The sequence below is a fragment of the Synechocystis sp. PCC 6803 substr. PCC-P genome, assembly GCF_000284455.1.
In the GTDB taxonomy this organism is placed as follows: Bacteria; Cyanobacteriota; Cyanobacteriia; order Cyanobacteriales; family Microcystaceae; genus Synechocystis.
In genome coordinates this window covers 1784647-1801710 of sequence record NC_017039.1, presented here as the reverse complement: position 1 = coordinate 1801710, position 17064 = coordinate 1784647, and the positions used below count along the sequence as shown (strand labels likewise).

13 protein-coding genes are annotated in these 17064 nt (G+C 47.9%); 7 read left to right on the top strand and 6 right to left on the bottom strand.

Annotation, left to right across the window (positions count from 1 at the left end; genetic code table 11):
- Positions 1-2: 2 nt before the first annotated feature.
- The 4 genes from SYNPCCP_RS08550 to SYNPCCP_RS08535 all read right to left on the bottom strand — a co-directional run bounded on the left by SYNPCCP_RS08550 (position 3) and on the right by SYNPCCP_RS08535 (position 3879).
- Positions 3-833 (bottom strand): EI24 domain-containing protein, encoded by an 831-nt coding sequence (locus SYNPCCP_RS08550; protein ID WP_020862353.1) that lies wholly within the window; start codon positions 831-833, stop codon positions 3-5.
- Positions 834-838: 5 nt separating this feature from the next.
- Positions 839-2296 carry an anthranilate synthase component I gene (locus SYNPCCP_RS08545; RefSeq protein ID WP_010872839.1) on the bottom strand — a complete coding sequence of 486 codons (1458 nt, stop codon included), beginning with the start codon at positions 2294-2296 and terminating at the stop codon, positions 839-841.
- On the bottom strand, positions 2200-3075 hold the full coding sequence (locus SYNPCCP_RS08540; protein WP_010872838.1) for a CbiQ family ECF transporter T component: 876 nt from the start codon (positions 3073-3075) through the stop codon (positions 2200-2202). Before SYNPCCP_RS08540 ends, SYNPCCP_RS08545 begins: the two co-directional genes overlap by 97 nt.
- Positions 3076-3144: 69 nt before the next feature.
- A complete protein-coding gene (locus SYNPCCP_RS08535; RefSeq protein ID WP_010872837.1) occupies positions 3145-3879 on the bottom strand; it encodes a hypothetical protein in 735 nt (244 codons plus the stop codon).
- Between the two features lie 145 nt (positions 3880-4024).
- On the opposite strand from SYNPCCP_RS08535, the gene SYNPCCP_RS08530 reads away from it, so the two are divergent.
- The 3 genes from SYNPCCP_RS08530 (at position 4025) to SYNPCCP_RS08520 (ending at position 7562) form a co-directional block, all read left to right on the top strand.
- Positions 4025-5131, top strand: coding sequence for an ABC transporter ATP-binding protein (locus SYNPCCP_RS08530; protein ID WP_010872836.1), 1107 nt, complete (start codon positions 4025-4027; stop codon positions 5129-5131).
- An 85-nt stretch (positions 5132-5216) separates the two neighbouring features.
- On the top strand, positions 5217-6905 hold the full coding sequence (locus tag SYNPCCP_RS08525) for a DUF3685 domain-containing protein (RefSeq protein ID WP_010872835.1): 1689 nt from the start codon (positions 5217-5219) through the stop codon (positions 6903-6905).
- Positions 6906-7118: 213 nt separating this feature from the next.
- Positions 7119-7562 carry a secondary thiamine-phosphate synthase enzyme YjbQ gene (locus SYNPCCP_RS08520; RefSeq protein WP_010872834.1) on the top strand — a complete coding sequence of 148 codons (444 nt, stop codon included), beginning with the start codon at positions 7119-7121 and terminating at the stop codon, positions 7560-7562.
- A gap of 93 nt (positions 7563-7655) precedes the next feature.
- Here the strand turns inward: SYNPCCP_RS08520 and SYNPCCP_RS08515 are convergent, their stop codons facing one another.
- Positions 7656-8831, bottom strand: a complete 1176-nt coding sequence (locus SYNPCCP_RS08515) for an AGE family epimerase/isomerase (protein WP_010872833.1) — start codon at positions 8829-8831, stop codon at positions 7656-7658.
- Positions 8832-9086: 255 nt separating this feature from the next.
- Here SYNPCCP_RS08515 and SYNPCCP_RS08510 point away from each other — a divergent pair, with 255 nt between their 5' ends.
- From SYNPCCP_RS08510 to SYNPCCP_RS08500, 3 genes are all read left to right on the top strand, one after another.
- Positions 9087-9899: a tetratricopeptide repeat protein gene (locus tag SYNPCCP_RS08510; RefSeq protein WP_020862355.1), complete on the top strand. Its 813-nt coding sequence runs from the start codon at positions 9087-9089 to the stop codon at positions 9897-9899.
- Positions 9900-10006: 107 nt separating this feature from the next.
- Positions 10007-11266 carry a bifunctional ornithine acetyltransferase/N-acetylglutamate synthase gene (argJ, locus tag SYNPCCP_RS08505; RefSeq protein ID WP_010872831.1) on the top strand — a complete coding sequence of 420 codons (1260 nt, stop codon included), beginning with the start codon at positions 10007-10009 and terminating at the stop codon, positions 11264-11266.
- A gap of 63 nt (positions 11267-11329) precedes the next feature.
- Positions 11330-12448, top strand: a complete 1119-nt coding sequence (locus SYNPCCP_RS08500) for a hypothetical protein (RefSeq protein WP_020862357.1) — start codon at positions 11330-11332, stop codon at positions 12446-12448.
- Positions 12449-12774: 326 nt separating this feature from the next.
- Here SYNPCCP_RS08500 and der read toward each other — a convergent pair whose 3' ends face one another.
- Complete coding sequence (gene der, locus SYNPCCP_RS08495) at positions 12775-14133, bottom strand: ribosome biogenesis GTPase Der (RefSeq protein ID WP_010872829.1); 1359 nt, start codon at positions 14131-14133, stop codon at positions 12775-12777.
- 192 nt (positions 14134-14325) lie between these two features.
- Between der and SYNPCCP_RS08490 the strand changes: the two genes are divergently transcribed.
- A complete protein-coding gene (locus SYNPCCP_RS08490) occupies positions 14326-16848 on the top strand; it encodes a DUF5777 family beta-barrel protein (protein ID WP_199303600.1) in 2523 nt (840 codons plus the stop codon).
- Positions 16849-17064 lie beyond the last annotated feature (216 nt).

Genomic DNA, 17064 nt, shown 5'->3' with positions numbered 1-17064 from the left:
ATTTAATTCGCCCCCTTGTTTACCTCCGCCTCCATTTCTTCTTGGACTTGGAAAAACCGGGGGTAAATTTCTTCGCAGAAAAATAAGGTACCAGCGGTCACACAAAAAGGAATAGTTACTAAATTAACCAGAGGAATGCTGACCCAAACTAAACTTGCTAGGGCAAAGCCAGCGCTCAGGGGGAGAGATTGAAAAATCAATAGTAACTTACGACGAAATTTGAGACGACGGCGTTCGAGGGGAGGGTCAAAAAAATCTAGGCAAGTTAATAAAGATGTGGAGCTAATGCCCACTACTGCAGCTAGGGGAGTACCAAATGCAGGCAGAAGGTTGGTGGCAAAACCGATGATGGTAAAAGTAATTAATAAAACTATTTTTTTCAATTCAAAGGCTAAAGCTCGTTTGATGTCCTGTAACAATCCCACTTCCTGAATGGCTAATTTACCTAGGAGTTTTGTTTCCAGCTTTTCTGACAAGATGCTATACCAAGGAGAACCTAATAATCCTCCCACCTGGGAAAGTAAAAATCCCGCAATAACTAGCAATAGTAAGCGTATTAGCCAGATATAAAGAAAAAAGATAAATTTTAGCACCGGCAAGATGTAGGGCAGTACTTTGGGAATGCGTCGGTTTAAAATTTCAATCCAATCGTGGGCATAATTACGCAGTATATCGACGCTATCATTACCTAGATTTAATAGTTGCCAATAAAGTAAAATACCTAAGCTAATATTAATAATTAAAGGAATAATAATATAAACTAATAAGCCTGGACTTTCACGTAGAATTTTGAATGTGCGGAGTGGATAAGTAAAGCCTTTGAAAAATCCCATATTTTTTATAGTCCCTCCAATGCCGCCAATAAAGCTTTGGCTTTTTGCAATGATTCTAACCATTCCTTGGCGGGATCACTGTCTGCCACAATGCCGGCTCCCACTTGTCCTGTCACTTGTCCAGAGGTGAATAACAGGGTGCGAATGAGAATATTTAAATCTAAGTTCCCCCGTTGATCCCAGTAGCCACAGGAACCGTAAAACAAACTCCGCCGCACTGGTTCTAATTCTTCAATAATTTCTAAACAACGTATTTTGGGACAGCCGGTAATGGTGCCACCGGGAAACAAAGCTTTGACCAAATCTACTCCGGTTTTATCTGGTTGTAAAATGCCTTTTACATTACTAACTAAATGGGACACATGGCTATAGCGCTCGATCGCCAATAATTCATCTACTTCCACCGTTCCCCAGGTACAGACCCGGCCGAGGTCATTGCGTTCTAAATCCACCAACATGATATGTTCTGCCAACTCTTTGGTGTTAACCAGCAACTCCTGCAATAATTGTTCATCCTCCGCCAGATTTTTGCCCCTTGCCCTAGTGCCAGCAATGGGTCTAGTTTGGGCCACATTGCCTTCTAACTTAACTAATCTTTCCGGAGAACAACTAACCACATCTCCCCACGGCGATCGCCAGTAACTAGCGAAAGGAGAAGGATTGATAGTTTGTAGATGTTGATAGACCTGCCAACTGTTAAGCTTTTGCTCAGTTTTAGCAATGAAACGTAGTGTTAAATTAGCTTGAAAAATATCTCCGGCTTTAATATATTGTTTCGCTTGATTGACCATGGTTTCGTACTGATCTTGGTCAGTGGTATAGGTCAAATTTAAGGGAGGCACTTGAGGCGATGAAACTGAGTTGATTTTATCTGCTAACTGAGTTTGAAAAAACTTAATTTTCTCCTGGTCGGTAGTAGCTAACCATAATAATTGCTCTTGATGATCTAAAATTACAAAATTTTCAGGCTCGTACCAATAGGCCACCGGAAAAGGTAAATCATCAGCTTTTGAATAAGGTAATTTTTCAATTGCCCAAGCAGTGTCGTAACCTAACCAGCCTAACCAACCGCCATGGAAAGGTAAATGTTCAGGAATATTTTTTGTCAAATTTACATCATGATTACATGGGCAAAGTTGGTTTAAAAAGCTAAAAATCTCTTCCGGCTTAGGAGTCCATAACCTACCCTTTCTCGGTTGGCCGGCACAGAGGGAATAACGGCCTAAATGGGGATGATCCGGTGAAGCAGGATAGGGACTTTCTAGTAGGGTGGCGATGCCTTGATGACCAAATAATTGACTAAAAATTTCACTGCCCGTGCGGCCTTCTAGGGGCAAACAACACCAATGCCAGGGTTGGAGTTCCATCAGGCCATGCCTCCCCACAGGATCCGAGCCCCCCAAAATAAAATCAAAGTTCCCAGCACCAACCAATCCGCCCGAACAATGCGCAATTGATGCCACTGAACTTGATGCTCGTTGGGAGTGGTGAAGCCCCGCACTTCCATGGCGATCGCCATTTGTTCTGCCCGCAATAAAAGGTTTTCTAGTAATCTTTCCACCACTAAAATCCAGATTTGAGCGCTCCGTTTAATGCCCAGTTTTTTCCAATTAATGGCCCTAGTGCGAATGGAACGGAATAGATTTTGAATTTCTTCCATCACCAAGGGGATAAATCGTAAAGCAAGGGTCAAAATTAAGGTGATTTCTGTAATGGGTAATTTAAAGCGCCGTAGGGGAGCCATTAATTCTTCTAGTCCAGCGGTAATTTCCTCCGGGGCAGTGGTGAGCAAATATAAATTGGTGCTATAAACCAGGGTAAAAATCAAAGTGCTAATGCGAATTCCCAACTCCAAAGAGCGGCGAGTAACTAATAATCTGCCCCATTCAAATAAAACGTACTGGTATGAGGTCGGGGATACCACAATTTCACTGGTAGGCGATCGGGGTTGTTCTAACACAGTGAAACCGTCGGGACTAAAGGTAGTTAACAGGAAAATTAGGCCAGAAAAAAATACCAGTAAGCCCATTTGTTGCTTCCATACCCGCCAGGGAATACGGACTGCAAAGGTTAATAGAATTAGAAAAATGACAATGCCAAGGCGCCAAATAGCGTTGGCCAACACTGGGGCTAACAAAAAACTCATTAGCCAAGCTAGTTTTACCCTGGGATCAAGGCGGTGCAACCAAGTCACCGGATTTTCCAAATACAAGCCGATGGGTAAAGACCGCATCAAGTCCATAGCAAGGCCCGCCCTACAACAATTGCTTCCCTAGCATTTTGCCACAATCCCATCAGCGGGGGATTTTCCCTATTTCCCCAGTGCCCCACTCAAACTCTGGGCGATCGCCGTTAACTGGGCACAGGCCTTTAGGGAACCTTGGATTAAATGACCTGCGGCCAAGGGACGGCGCAATAAAGCTTTAGCTAAGGGTAAGGGTTGCAAAGCCCCCTGCTCAGTAAAAACTCCGTTGAGATCCGGTAAATCCTGGGTCATGGTGTCGCTCACCACCCGCAAAATGGCCACAGGAATTTGTTTTGCTTCCCCAAAAGCCAACACCGCTGTATTTTCCATATCCACCACCTGGGCACCGGATTTTTTTCCCAACAGTTCTTTTTCCTCCCCCCGACAAACCACCTCCGACACGGTAATGCCTCTCACTGCGGGAATCTGCCACTCTGGCCCCAGTAAATGGTTAACCCGGTCCATCAAACGACGATCGCCAACGTATTCTTGTCGCTGACCATGGTTCCCACTCTCCCAATATTGACATTGCTCTACCCAAAGGGCCTGGCCAATGCCGTAATCAGCAGATAAACTCCCAGTCACCCCCATCACCAATAAACCTTGGGGCTTTTCACTTTTCGCCCAGGTTTGGGCCAGATTTGCCAAAAAAGATTGCACCGCTGTGGCCCCCACTGGCATCGCCTGCAAATATATCTGGTCAGTTTTTCCCAACCCCTTGGCGATCGCCTGAGCTTCAGTGCCCTGGGGAGCAAGAATCCACCAAGGGACAGAGTGGGGATTGAGGTCGGCTGAAATCATATGTTAACCTTAACTCTTGCAAATAATTCTTATTTAAAGTACCGTTTAAATACTTGCTTTAAACAGTTTAGATCTGAATCAGGTCTGAGTTTTAAACGGGATCAGTCCTCCCACTATTGTTGCTGCTTTTTTGCCCCTGGTTCCTATGACAGTCGCCCAATTTTCTCCCGTTGCCCGCCTTTCCATAGAAGACTCTGTTTTAACGGTACAGGACTTAGGCAAAAGCTTCCGGGGGCAATCCACCCCAGTACTCCAGAAAATCAACTTTAATCTAGCGCCAGGGGAAATTCTGGGACTATTAGGACCATCGGGTTGTGGCAAGACAACTTTGTTGAGAATCATTGCAGGCTTTGAAACCCCCACCAGTGGCACCGTTCATTTGGAGGGGGATTGTGTTTCTGGGGAAAATGGACTCACTCCCCCAGAACAGCGTCAAACAGGCATGGTCTTTCAGGATTACGCCCTGTTTCCTCACCTCACCATTACCGACAATATCGCCTTTGGCCTGCGCCATAAATCCCAAAAATTGAACCGTCAACAAATCCAAGGGCGGGTGGCAGAGGTGCTCCATTTGGTGGGATTAACGGGACTGGAAAAACGCTATCCCCACGAACTATCCGGTGGTCAACAACAACGCATTGCCCTGGCCCGGGCTTTGGCCCCTAAACCTAACCTAATTTTGTTGGATGAACCCCTCAGTAATCTGGATGTGCAAGTGCGCCAAAGGTTACGCCATGAAATCCGCCATATCCTCAAAGCCACCGGTACGGCCGCTATTTTTGTCACCCACGATCAGGAAGAAGCCATGGCCATTTCCGATCGCATTGGGGTGATGTATCGGGGGAACTTGGAGCAAATCGGCACCCCAGAGGAAATTTATCGATCGCCTGCTTCCCGTTTTGTGGCGGAATTTGTTACCCAGGCCAATTTTGTTCCGGCCCAGCGACAGGGAACACTTTGGGCCACGGAGTTTGGCCAATGGCCTTTAACTTTCCAAGGCATTCAGCCTGAATTGCCCTCAGTGGGGGAACTAATGTTGAGGGAAGAGGAAATTGAACTGAGCCCCGCCAGTGATGGCCCAGTGGTCATCCGCGATCGCCAATTTTTGGGCCGGGAATACCGCTACTGCTTGGAAACCCCGGCCGGTCGACAGATTCATGCCCGTACTTCTTTGCAAACGGTAATTCCGGTGGGCAGTCGGGTCAACTTAACTCCCACCAATCCCTGTCCTCCCCTATTTGCCCAGGGCTGAGGCAATTTAATTCAAATTTAATTCAATGGTATGTGTTAGTCAGTTAACGTTCTAGAATGGGCGGTGTTGTGGCCCCACCATTGCCGTGAGTGAATCTCCCTTAACCATTGTCATTGTTGATGAGGATCCCGTGTTTCGCCTGGGATTGATCACCGTGCTGGGGAGGGAGACCGGTGTGCAAGTGTTGGGGGAAGGAGAAACCCTGGACGATCTGCGGCAACAGCTAGAAACCCTAGCTCCCAGTATTTTATTGATCGACCCCCAGTTTCCCCGCCGCTCCCAATCTGCCTGGCCCCTCCTACGGCAATTGAGCAGTGCTTACCCCCAGGTCAAAATTTGCTTGCTCACCGCTAGTTTGGAATACGATCAACTACTGGCGGCCAAAACCCAGGGCATTGCGGCCTACTTTCCCAAAGGAACGGCGATCGCCGACTTGGTAACGGGCTTAAAACAGGTTCATTTTGGGCAAACCTGCTGGCCTAGTTTGCAAACCGTCAATGCGCCCCCCCTGAGCCTGTGGGAAAAGTTGATCTGGCCCCTGTTCCGGGACGGATTAGGACAAATTGAACAAAGCCTCCAACAAGTCCAGAAGAGTTTACAGGTACCATCCCTATCGGACTTTGACCGACTATTTTGGCGGGGCAGAGAAAGAGAACTGAAATTTGCCCAGTGGTTAGTGCGGAATTTATTGCCCCAGCGCCTCAAAACCTGGCATAAAGCGACTAATATCCTGACTGCCACCACCACCGTCTTGCCCCCTTCTCCCCCCAGTCCCCGCCGTTCTGGAGTTAGGACCATTACTCTGCGTCCCCCCAGCAACCTCACTGCCCTGGGACAAATTCTCCAACAAATGCCCCTACAGGTGGAAAACCTTACCGCCATCCCCCTGGAGTTGGACATTCTCCAACCCCTTAAACGTCAGGAACTTCTTTCCTTGGGGCAACAACAACTGGAAACCACCATTAACGAACTCAAAGCTCTACGGATTACCCCAGCCCAGTTGCCAGAAAATTGCCTATCCATTGTGGCGGAAATGTGGCGGTCTTTAAGCCTGACCTTTTTTGGTAAATACTGTCAGCCCAAAAGCGAGTTTAGCCTTGAGCAAATCCAGTCTTTATTGGAAGTCTACCAGCCCATTATTTGCCGGGAAAAATTGGTTAAAATTCCCTTTGTTGTGCCCCTGTTTCACCATCTTCTTTTTGGCGAGCCCCTGGTGGTAAATCAAAAGGCATACCCCTTAGGCTCCACGGAAGCGCAACAATATAGTGACCTATACGCCCAGAATTTAGTTATTCAATTGGCTAACAGCACCATGGTTTTCATTTTGAACTATTTTGCTGACCATGAAGCCATTAAACTTGCCCTTTATGAATACTCCATGCTTTCTTCTCGGCAAGTAGCCCGGTTCCGTAATGATCTAGCTTGGTACTATCAATTTAGCCGTTACTGGCTTAATCCCAAACAAATTTTTGAAAGTCAACATACCCTGTTGTATCTCACCCCCGCCGGGATTGTGACCACCCAGGTTTATGCTCCTCGGCAACAGGAATTAACCCAACTAAGGGCAGTACCTTGGTTTGTCACCATCGTCCTGGAATGTCGCGACGCTCTTTCTCCCCGTGTCAGATCGGTGATTGAATTTGTGGGCAACGGTCTGGTATTTTTGCTAACCCAAGTGGTTGGCCGGGCGATCGGGCTGGTGGGGAAAGGCATTATCCAGGGTATTGGCAATACCTGGCAGGAAAGCCGCAGTCAACAAAAGCGTTCTAACTGATCTCCGTAGGCCTGGCTCTGATTCAATACGGCAGTTTAGCTTAACGATGGCGGAAGCAATTAGACAAAAATTAATTTCTAGCAAAGCTTTGTAACTACTTTCTTGCCTGCGATTAAATTAGCTATGCTTGTGGCTACTTACTCAATTTACTTAGAATAATCCTAATTTACCTAAATCTAACCTCAAATTTACTCTATATTTTCAGCTAATAAAATGATCTCCTCTGCCGCTACTTTTCGTCAACATCAAGAGATTTTAGTCATTGCCACCCAGGGCAAAAGTCTCCATAATTTCAACAGCAAAATTCAGGCAGTGGTGCAACATTCCGGCGTTAAAACAGGACTTTGCACCGTATTTGTACGCCATACTTCCGCCTCGTTAATTATCCAAGAAAATGCTGACCCCGATGTGTTGACGGATCTGGCCATTTTCTTTGCCCAATTGGTGCCAGAGGATGGTCGTCGTTACCGCCATAGCACAGAGGGTTTGGACGATATGCCTGCCCATATCCGGTCTGCCTTAACCAAGACCAGTGAGCACATTCCCATTGTCAATGGTCGTTTAGGCTTGGGAACCTGGCAAGGAGTTTTTCTCTGGGAGCATCGGCAACGGCCCCATCAACGGGAAGTAATTGTCCACGTCAGCGGTGAAGTTTAACTCCATTGCTGACTAAATCTAACCTTCATAAACGGGGATTTGCTTTCCTTGCCCTATCAGGGAGGAGTAGTTCCCTTAGCTATGGAAGAACGATTAACTAACCGGAAGTTGGAGAGTTTCCGCACAGAGCCACAGAGCTCGGGGCACGTGGAAGCACCCTTTCCATTTCCCCCCTTTTAGGTTGAGTAACACCTCTCCCCGGCGATTCAGGTAGCCAAACCATTCCCCATACTCAGGATCGGCGAAATGACTCCAGGCGTAATCATGGACCCGCTCAAACCATTGCCAACATTTTTCTTGGCCAGTGGCTTGGTGGCCCTTGGCTAGGGCAACCAGGGTTTCCAAATGTACCCACCAGAGCTTTTGGTCCCATTCCAGTTGTTGGGGAGGGTGGCCCTGGCGATCAAGGAAATAAAATATGCCACCAAATTCTTCATCCCAGGCATATTCCAGGGTGTTCAACACCACTGCAATGGCTTGCTCCTGTAACTGGCGATCGCCGGAGCGTTGGGCAATGTCCATCATGAACCACATGGCTTCAATGCCGTGTCCTGGGTTGAGCAACCGCCCTTCAAAACTATCAACAAATTCTCCTGTGGGGGTCACCGCTTCCCGCATTAATCCTATTTCTGGGTCGAGGAAATCCGTCATCACTTCTCTGACGGTTTGGGCCAACACCTCTTCCACGGTAGTAGGCGGTAATAACCATTCCATCTCCAGGGTGAGGTTGGCTAAAATCATCGGCACCGCCAGGGATTTGAGGGGTCTAGTACCTGGATAGGACTTCTCGTATTGACCTTTGGGATTGTGCTGACGGCGTAGGACGTTATTGTAGGCCTGCAGGGCAATGGCTTTAGCTTCCTGCGCCCCACTGGCTAAGGCATATTGACTAAAGGCCATGGCGGCGAAGCAATCGGAAAAAACGTTATAGGGTTGACGCAGGGGTTTGCCTTCCTGATCCAAAGCAAAATACCAATTACCGTCTTGATCTCGGCCGTGGCGAGCTAAAAAATCAGCACCATGGCGGGCAATTTCTAACCATTGGGGTTTTGGTTCCAAACGGTTGTAGAAAACGGCAAACTGCCATACCTGACGGTTTTGTAACCAAATGAATTTATCTGTGTCAAAAACCTGGCCTTTACGGTCTAAGCAGGTAAAGTAACCGCCCCCCTGGCGATCGAGGGAATATTTTTCCCAAAAGGGCAATACGTCCTGGTGTAAAGCCTGGTAATATTGCTGGGCTAACTCCTGACGGCGATGGGCAATCATACAATTAAACTATTAACTATGTGATGGATGGCGGTGCGCAATGGCTCAGTTTTCAGACAACAACACAACATAGCACGACTGGGCAAAAAGCCAATTTTGTCCCCCGGGAGTCGGTTATTTTTTTACTGCGGCCGATAACTGTGAAAATTTGTTAAAAATCCTTACGTTGTTAATAAAAAGCGGGATTAATTTCATTCTTTAAACCATCATTAAATAAAGAAGGCATTTTTTCTTCCCCGCCCAGTGTTGCCTGCCATGATTTGTTTCCCCCGTCCCATTTTTCCTTTCTTAACGGCGATCGCCACCGTTGGTTTCTGCACTTTCGGCCCTGGCCTAGGGGGAGTTTTACCCAGTCAGGCGGCCCTTACCCCTCCTTTCATTGCCCAGGAACAAAATTCTGCCGCCGCCATAGAACAAAAGTTGCTAGAGGGGTTCGATGAACTGGAAAGTGGTTCTCCCCTCAAGGCGATCGCCATTTTTACCCAGGTAATCGACACCGATGACCAGAATGCCGATGCCTATAATTTGCGGGGGGTAGCCTATATGGTGATCGAACAGTACACCGATGCCCTGGCGGACTTTGACCAGGCCATTGCCCTAAACCCTAAGGACCCAGCCATCTATTTCAATCGGGCTAACGTCCACGGAGTACTCAATAATTACCAAGGGGCGATCGATGACTGTAGCCAGGGAATCTTGCTTGATCCCCAGGATGTAGATCTTTTAATCTGTCGTGGTCAAGCCCAATTGGGGTTAGAACAACCACGCCAGGCCATTCCCGATTTTGACCGAGCCATAGAGCTTGATCCCCGTTCTGAGGAAGCCCATTATTTTCGCGGGCTAGCCTATGCCATGGTGAACAATTACGAACGGGCCTTGGCTGATTTAAATCGCACCATTCGCCTCAATCCTTACAATGCTGATGCGTTTATTCTCCGGGCCGGTATCCGGTCGGAACAGGGGGAAGTGGAGGAATCCTTGGAAGACATGATCCAGGCAATTAATTTGCTTGATCGCCAGGGAGAATCAGAAAGGGCGACAGAAATTCGTCAATTGTTGGGTTATTAATCCCATCGCCAAGGGACAAAGGCGAAAATCAGCAATTCCTGACCGGGGTTGAAGGACCAATAATTAACCCCGAGCAGAACTGCTATGATTGGCCTCTGAGTTTGAGAATGTGGCAGGCTTTTCCTATGGCTGACTGGCAGGTAATTGAGGGCAACATCACCGCCCCCAAAGGTTTTAAGGCGGCAGGCATCACGGCGGGACTAAAACCGTCCGGTTCCCCCGATTTAAGCCTGATTTACTCCGAAACTGAGGCGATCGCCGCGGGAGTTTTTACCACCAGTCAGGTGCGGGCAGCCTGTGTGGACTATTGTCGCCAAAGGTTACAGGCTAAGGCCAGCGCTAGGGCTATTTTGGTGAACTCTGGCCAAGCCAATGCCGGCACGGGCAAACAGGGCTGGGACGATGCGGTGGAGTCGGCCCAACTGCTGGCCCAGGGGCTAAACATTTCCCCCGAAAGTATTCTGCTCGCTTCCACTGGTGTCATTGGCCAACGCATCAAAATGGAGCAGTTACGCCAGGGCATTACCCCATTAATTCAATCCCTTGCCCCCAATGGCGGCGATAAGGCGGCGAGGGCCATTATGACCACGGATTTGGTGCCTAAAACCATCGCCCTGGAAACAGAAATTGATGGTCGCCCGGTGAGGATGGGGGGCATTGCCAAGGGCTCTGGCATGATTCACCCCAACATGGCCACCATGCTAGCTTTTGTCACCTGTGATGCGGCGGTTTCCACCGCCCTCTGGCAGCAGATGCTCAGTCGGGCCACCCAAAAAACCTTTAACCAGGTGACTGTGGACGGGGACACCAGCACCAATGATAGTCTCTTTGCCCTAGCCAATGGGGAATCCCGCACCGCCGCCATTACGGAAATGGGCCCCAACGCCGAGAAGCTGGAAGCCATGCTCACTGCTGTGTGCCAACATTTGGCCAAGGCGATCGCCAGGGATGGGGAAGGGGCTACCTGTTTGATGGAAATTCAAGTCACTGGGGCCCCGGATGATCAATCTGCCAGGGCCGTGGCCAGAACCATTGCCGGTTCTTCCCTAGTTAAATCCGCCGTATTTGGTCGGGATCCCAACTGGGGACGCATTGCCGGGGCAGCGGGGCGAGCTGGAGTTAAATTTGACCAAAATAATCTACTGATTAAATTGGGCAACTACGTACTTATGGACCAGGGCCAACCCCTAGAATTTGATCGCCCTGGAGCGAGCAACTACCTCAAGCAGGCCGCTTCTGGCGCTTATCTAGAACAGGACACAGTACTAATTCAGGTGGATCTAGGTACTGGTTCGGGGCAAGGAACCGCTTGGGGCTGTGATTTGAGCTATGACTATGTCCGGATCAATGCGGATTACACGACCTGATCTGTTGGGTCGCTGGGATAAAATCTAGTCCTATTGCCTCGCCCTGTTGTTAGACTAGTGCCCATGACCCGTTCCATCCCTAAAATCCGTGAGCAGTTAACTCAGATCGAAAATCAAACGGCCATTCTGGGGCATCACTTTGCCGCCACCTATGACCAGTATGCCCAGCGTCTGGGACAGATTCTCCAACAGCAGGGGGTCTATGCCGTCTATCAGATTTGTACCCAAATTTATCCCGATGCTTTTCTCCAGCTAGATTACAATCCCCGTCATAAATTTCAGACCCAATTACGCACGGCGATCGCCAAATTTTATGAGCAACTGCTAGCAAACTTGGAAAAAGAAGGAATTTTTCTGGACTCTTCCCGCCAGGAACAGATTGTGGAGGAACCAGAGAACACCCCAGAGGAAACGGAAGAATTGATCCTATTGGGGAGCGATGGAGAGGTTCCAGAGGAGGAAAAACCCGAAGATAGCAATATTCCGGACTTACAGGAAATCAAAGACTTTCTCAGTCAAGCCCTACAGAAAGAAGGCCTATCCCTAGAAATGCTATTGCCCCAGGGGATGGGGTCTACGGAAGCCAAAGTACCGACCGTGATTAAAACTCCTGAGGATTTACAAAAATGGCATTTACAGGTGGAAAAAGTCCTGCACCGTAGTGTGGTAGCCCTGTCGATGAACATTAACCGTTTGCTCACTGCTAGTAAAATTATTCCTCCCAATCTGCCCCTCCATATTCTAGAAATGGCCCTACAGTCGGAGGATGACCGGCTAGCCCCCAACCGAGAAAAAATGCCCCACGTGGTCAATTTATTGATCGAAAAAGCTCAAAAACCCGAGTCGGACAATGTCTCCCCACCGCCTACTGACCAAGGGGAGGATGATACGGAAAACGATGATGATGACGATGAAGATCTTTCTCCAGAGGCCCTAGAGGAATTGATTCACCGGTCAAAACGGGGACAAATTAGTCGTTTGACAGCCCTGAATTTGCGGCTCAAGGATCTGGAATTTGCTGACGTTAATCTGGGATTAATTCGCAAACAAATTCACACCTATCTCAAGGATTTAAATAAACTGGAAAAACAATATCGTCAGTTAGAGCGGCAGCAGGTGACGGCCAAGGCAGAATTAGCCTGGCGTAGTACGTGGCAAAATCAAGATAATGGTGGAGCTTAGTACCCCAGTTATCCTCTGGGAACTGGCAGCGGTTGGCGAAAAGTTGCACACAATTCCCCCAGTATGATCAGAGCTTTAGAGGACTAATTGGGGACAATACCTAATTTTGTCAATACTTTCTTCGGTGACATTAGAGAGTGTTTTAAAAGCCCCCCGACCCCCCAAATTTAAGGGAAAACTGAGTGAAAGTCCCCCAGTATTGTCGGAGCTTCAGTGAGGAAATTTAGGGGGCGGAATAAAACTTTCCAAACACGCTCTTAAAGATTCCTGTGATCCAACAATGACAATTGTTAGGTATCCCTGTAAATTGTCAACTGTTTTAAGTTTTAGACTTTGGTAGCCCGGTTGCGACTACCCTCCATTTCCCTCACTTTTTTACCCCGCCAGAATAATCGAATGGGGGAGCCAAAAAAGCCCAGTTGTTTACGGAATTGCTTTTCAATGTAACGGCGGTAATTATCGTTAAACCGGTTGGGATCATTAACAAATAAGGCGATCGCCGGTGGTTGGGTCGAAACCTGGGTTCCGTAATAAATTTTGCCCTGTTTACCTTGGCGAGTGGTGGGGGGAGAATGCCAACTAACGGCTTCTTCCAACACTTCATTGATTACAGCGGTGGTGACCCGACGGCGATGTTCCTGGGCGGCAATATCCACACAATCAAGGATTTTTTGCACCCTTAGGCCGGTTTGGGCACTGACAAAAATCATTTCGGCCCAATCCATAAAATAAAGCCTAGCCATTAACTGTTCCCTGTGCTCGTAGATGGTGTAGGAATCTTTTTCCACCGCATCCCATTTATTTATCACCAGCACCACTGCTCGGCCATCTTCAATGATGCGCCCCGCCAATTTCAAATCCTGCTCCGTTACCCCATCCAAAACATCTAGTACAAATAACACCACATCGGCCCGGCGAATGGCCTTAAAAGCCCGGTTAATGCCAAAAAATTCGGCGCCATAGTCCACATTCTTTTTCCGCCGAATGCCTGCCGTATCAATTAAGCGATATTTCTGCCCGTTGCGCTCCACCACCATATCGATGGCATCCCTAGTAGTGCCGGAAATGGGGCTGACAATAGCCCGTTGTTCCCCGGTTAATGCGTTGAGCAAGCTGGATTTACCCACATTGGGACGACCAACGATCGCCACTTTGATCTCATCTTCTTCCGGCTCCTCTTGGGGGGCGGGCAAATATTCCAACAGGGCATCAAGTAAATCGCCCGTACCACTGCCGTGGATGGCCGACATGGGATAGGGTTCCCCCAGCCCCAAATGCCAAAATTCCGCCGCCTGGATAGCACCTTGGTCGGGGGATTCACACTTATTCACCGCCAAAATGACCGGAACGGATTGTTGCCGGAGCCATTGGGCAATCTCTTCATCGCTGGCAGTGGGCCCCTGTTGGCCGTCTACCACAAAAATAGCTGCCTTCGCTTCCGCTAGAGCTAGGTTAGCCTGTTCTCGAATTTCGGGTAAAAATTCGCTGTCATCGTTGAACACTAACCCCCCCGTATCCACCACTTGGAAGTCTCGGTCTCGCCAAAAAGCTGGACGATAGGTACGGTCCCTCGTGATGCCGGGTTGATCATGGACAATGGCTTGTTGGTTGCCGGCTAAACGATTAACGAAGGTGGATTTACCCACATTGGGGCGGCCGATAATGGCGACGATGGGAAGGGACATAAAAAATTTAAAGGCAAAAAATTGAGAATAAGTGAAGAGAAATCCGTGGCTTTGTGGTGATCGCCGTTGAATAAGTTTAGAGAAAAGGGGAAAATTAAGTATTCCGAACTTAAATTAAAGTTAATGCGTATTTGAAAGAATAGGGATATTATGTCTTCTAATTGGTGTGAGTTTTGAGTGAGGAACAACCGCATGACTTTCAAAAAGCCGGCCCAGATGCTTGGTCTTCTAGGAGCATGGTTAGTGCTTGGGGCCTGGAGCAGTAACACGGATCACCATGGTATCAGTTCTCCGTCGGCTTTGGCTGATCCCCCATTTCCCAATCAAAAAATTTCCCCTGTCTTCACTCAAAACAATGATTACAGTTCTACTATTTCCTTTTCCCCTGCAACCCTAGTTAGCCAACGCCCCAGTCGATCCGGTGGTCGTTCCATTTTAATGGTCGAAGCAGAGGAGGATAATTTTGCCGTTCTCCAAGCCGTTACCCTCACCGTTGATAACGTAATTTTGCACATTAACGGGCAACAAACCGCCGCTGAGTTGACCCTAGATTCCCGCACCAATCGTTTAGCTCTGGTGGTAGAAGGGGTGAAATTAGCCGATTCCATCCCCATTAATCAAGATAATGCTGGCCCCGATGGCACTCTGATGAAACGTCGCCTCAGAATTAAACAATTAGACCGGGGTGTGGTGGAAGTTAGTCTTAATGCCCAGGAACAAAGTTGGACTGTCCGCTCCCATAACCAAGGTTTACTCCTAGCTCCCACGGCGATCGCCAACACAGCGGAAACCTTAGAAATTAAGGATGAGGTCAGTCAGGGGGAATTATCTCCTGAAGAAACTTTGATACTTTCCCAAACAACGGCGATCGACGGAGCAAGGGTAGAAGAAACAAGTGTGGAGACAACCACTACTGAATCTGCCCAGAATGGGATTACAGAAGAATCTTCTGACCTTAACCAAACCAATGGCCTCGACATTATTACTGGCCCCATTGAGCCAACAATTTCTTCCGAAGAAAGTACTGTAAACGTTCTAGAAACCCAGAGAGAAAATGATAGTAATCAAGAAAAATTGGCAGTAGTTCAAACTGATCAAATAGAAGTAACAGAAGTCGAAGTCACAGAAACCGAAACTCTGGATACTGTTGAATTTGTCCAAGAGGAAGTGGTAGAAGAATCTCCCCCAGAAGAATCTGAAATTACCACACCTTTATTGCGTCAACCCTTAAGAATATTAAACCTGCCCACCGCTAACCAGCTTTTGCAAGGACAGGTATTGGGCGCGTTTGGCCAAACCCAAACCTTTGGTGGGCCAGGCATGGGCAATCAAACCTATTTTATCTACGCTGATTGGGGACTCACTAACGACCTCCAAATAGGCTGGTCTTTCATGTACAACGACGACCCCACCTACAATGCCGTTAATGGAGCTTTTATCGAGCAGTTATATCAATCAACTGGTCCTAACTTAAAATACAACATTTACAGCGATGAAAATTGGGGTATCAGCGTTTTAGGCTCCATTGAACAATTCCAAATTTACAGTGGTCCTGGACTATTTAATAATGCTAATTCCCCCACCTTGAGTAGAACTGTTGCGGGAACTGTACAACTCCCCATTTCCTATAACTTGAGCGAACAGTTTCAGGTTACTTTTACGCCGGCAGTTAATATTTTTTCTGATAGTCTCAATAGCATTCCCTTTTACGGCACGGTCTTTAGCGTCGGATTGGGAGCAAATTGGCGCGTTTCCGAGCAACTTTCCCTTTTTGGCAATACCGTAGTTCCCTTATCCGGCGGTAATTCTATCAACACATCTAGGGAAATATCCAAAACCCCCATTTGGTCTGTCGGCGCTAATTACGCCTTTAGTAAAGCCGTCGGTTTTGAGTTGAGCTTAACTAACTCCTTTGGGGGCACCCCGGCCACTGGCATCTTAACTTTGCCCACCGCCGCCAATGAAATTCTATTGGGAGCCCAGTTTAAGATAGCTCCCCTTGCCAAAGAAATTTATCATGTTGACTATAACGACCGGCAAAAAAGATTATTGTTTGACTGGTTTACGCTAACTACTCCCTATGTTTTTCCCACCGATGATTTCGGCGTAAGGTTTACAGCGGATACCGGGGGCAGTATCGGCGGCGGGATCTTTTATAGCGTCTTGCAAAATTTCCAAATGGAGTTACTGCTCTCCTACATTGGCGGTTTTGATACCAAGTCGGTCATAGACTCATCCCAGGGAACCGCTACCCAATGGCGCCTAGGGGGCAAGCTTGCATTTTTAAACCAAGCCGATGGCGATCCCCTGTCAATTAGTGGCCGTTTAACTGGTGGTCGCGATATTAGTGAAGAAGAACAGGGATATTTTATGCTTGAATTTCCTTTTATGTATGAAGTCAATAATCAATTAGCTTTGCTCTTTTCTCCCAAGGCTGCAATAACCGGTGGCAAAACTCCTGTGGGATTGGGATTGGGGGCAAATTATCAAATTTCCCCTGTCATACAATTGATTGCTGAAATTACCCCCATCGTCACCGGGGAAAGACTAGTATGGTCTGCTGGTTTAAGACTATTCCCCCTGGAAAACTTGGCGATCGATTTAATGGGCACCAATGCCACCAGTCAGCTTGATTTAGGAGAATTGATAGCGGAGCCTGGCACCCGTTTCTCTGCCGGTATCCAGTGGCGCTTTGGCCAGGGCTCTAGTAAATAGCCAATCTCTTTCTTTTTTCCATCAGGGACACAAATGTTGAGTTTGAGTTTTCGATGATGGGGGAATTTAAGCTTTATGGCGGCTTTCCCCAATACCATTGGTCATGGCGCCCTATGCTTTGATGGATTCCCAAAAAGCACGGCCATGAATTGCGGGTTCGGGACAGAGCGGAAAAACCGATGTGCCGGTAGGGACTGCTAAAATTGTGGGGTCTTC

Coding starts and splice junctions, on each gene's coding strand:
- SYNPCCP_RS08510 (WP_020862355.1), top strand. CDS start 9,087: ATGATTTGTTTCCCCCGTCCCATTTTTCCTTTCTTAACGGCGATCGCC.
- SYNPCCP_RS08535 (WP_010872837.1), bottom strand. CDS start 3,879: ATGATTTCAGCCGACCTCAATCCCCACTCTGTCCCTTGGTGGATTCTT.
- SYNPCCP_RS08490 (WP_199303600.1), top strand. CDS start 14,326: ATGACTTTCAAAAAGCCGGCCCAGATGCTTGGTCTTCTAGGAGCATGG.
- der (WP_010872829.1), bottom strand. CDS start 14,133: ATGTCCCTTCCCATCGTCGCCATTATCGGCCGCCCCAATGTGGGTAAA.
- SYNPCCP_RS08500 (WP_020862357.1), top strand. CDS start 11,330: ATGACCCGTTCCATCCCTAAAATCCGTGAGCAGTTAACTCAGATCGAA.
- SYNPCCP_RS08540 (WP_010872838.1), bottom strand. CDS start 3,075: ATGGACTTGATGCGGTCTTTACCCATCGGCTTGTATTTGGAAAATCCG.
- SYNPCCP_RS08530 (WP_010872836.1), top strand. CDS start 4,025: ATGACAGTCGCCCAATTTTCTCCCGTTGCCCGCCTTTCCATAGAAGAC.
- argJ (WP_010872831.1), top strand. CDS start 10,007: ATGTGGCAGGCTTTTCCTATGGCTGACTGGCAGGTAATTGAGGGCAAC.
- SYNPCCP_RS08515 (WP_010872833.1), bottom strand. CDS start 8,831: ATGATTGCCCATCGCCGTCAGGAGTTAGCCCAGCAATATTACCAGGCT.
- SYNPCCP_RS08520 (WP_010872834.1), top strand. CDS start 7,119: ATGATCTCCTCTGCCGCTACTTTTCGTCAACATCAAGAGATTTTAGTC.
- SYNPCCP_RS08550 (WP_020862353.1), bottom strand. CDS start 833: ATGGGATTTTTCAAAGGCTTTACTTATCCACTCCGCACATTCAAAATT.